A 1,397-nucleotide genomic window follows, 5' to 3' on the forward strand; every position below is an offset into this window, starting at 1 on the left:
ACAATTCCGCTTCGTTTGCTGTCATTCCAGCCCGCGAGTTTTCCTAATCTTAGATAAGCCCAATGCACACTGGGGACTTGTTCGGGCGGTTGGCTTTTTTCCGTCTTTAGCCATAACAACTTCCAGGCCAATGGGCTTAACAGGCTATCGCAAGGCCGTTTTTTCGCTTGTTCAGCCTGGCCTGCGTAACAACGTAGTTGCTGGATACGTGTGGCGATAAATGCCAGAATCACAATCATCCGCTCCAGATTATCTTTGCTTTGCAGCCGTAAGTCTTCCACCTGCGTACCGCCCGTTTTCCAGGATTTATGGAAGTCTTCAATCAGCCAGCGGCGCTCGTAGTAATCAAGAATTTGTTGCGCTTGCTCTGCTGTTGTGACTACCTCAGTCGTCAGCAGGTGCCAACAGAGGCCATCTGCGATGTCTTTCTCCTGACAACCCACATAAAACAGCGGCACTGACTGGCCCGTTTTATTCGCCGGAACCTTCACGGTAATGGGGGCAAAGCGGATATCGCAGTGCGCAACTCTGGCTTTGCGACCGCCTTTTTGTTGCACCTGTACCATCCGCTCACCGGCACTTTGCAGCGTCTCACTAAACGCATAGAGTTTGTGCTGATCTTCTTCAATACAGCGGCTTTGCATCGAGCGCACAATAAACCGTTGTTGTGTGTCGGTTTTAAAGCGCAGGTATTCGATGATATCGGCTTCACGGTCACAAACCGAAATCACCTTCTGCATCTGTGGTCCCAAGCGAGTCGCCATCGCTGCTGAAGCCCGTTGCCATTTGTAACTTTCTTTCTGTTCATAATCACGTTTGGCACGTTGTTTTTTCTGGCCATAGGCTTCGCGGTCGCGTGCCCAGCGATGCTGCTCAATCAGTCCAACGACCTGCTGCGCCTTGGGTGCAAACAATAAAACCGTGTGCGCTTCCAGCCCGCTGGAATGTTTGTGGGACGTGGTATGTCCAAGTTCTTCCACGACACTTGGGTGGGTGAACTCCAACGACGTGGTGTCTTCCAGCGCCAGTAGGCAGTCAAATGGTTCGCAGGCTTGCACTGTGGCAGCAAAACCTGCCTCAGCAATCGCTGCCGGACTGATATGCTCGTTACGGACAAAGCGATAAGCGGCTTCAATGTCTGCACTGGATGAAAGAGATTGCACGATAGATTGTCCTGTATGAGCTGCAAGTTGAGCCGCCAACTGTACAAGCCGTTTGGTCCTTCGTACATCCCCTAATTTTGCGCGCTGAAAAATGCTCTGTGCCCAGAGTGATGGTTCACTTAAAAACATGGCATGTGGTATCTGAAACAAAAGGTCAGGATCAGATCAGGTTAATTAAAAATGGTTCAAAAAAATCCCCCGGGGCAAACCGAGGGATTTGTGTAGAAGAGACAG

General features: G+C 50.5%; 1 protein-coding gene. It reads right to left on the reverse strand.

Translation table 11 applies throughout. From position 1 onward, the window contains the following. Positions 1–1,292: IS4 family transposase (locus AAA952_RS22260; protein WP_338259697.1), on the reverse strand; the 1,292-nt coding region annotated here is incomplete at its 3' end. Positions 1,293–1,397 lie beyond the last annotated feature (105 nt).

The sequence above is a fragment of the Shewanella sp. M-Br genome, from assembly GCF_036245925.1.
GTDB classification, from domain to species: Bacteria; Pseudomonadota; Gammaproteobacteria; order Enterobacterales; family Shewanellaceae; genus Shewanella; species Shewanella oncorhynchi.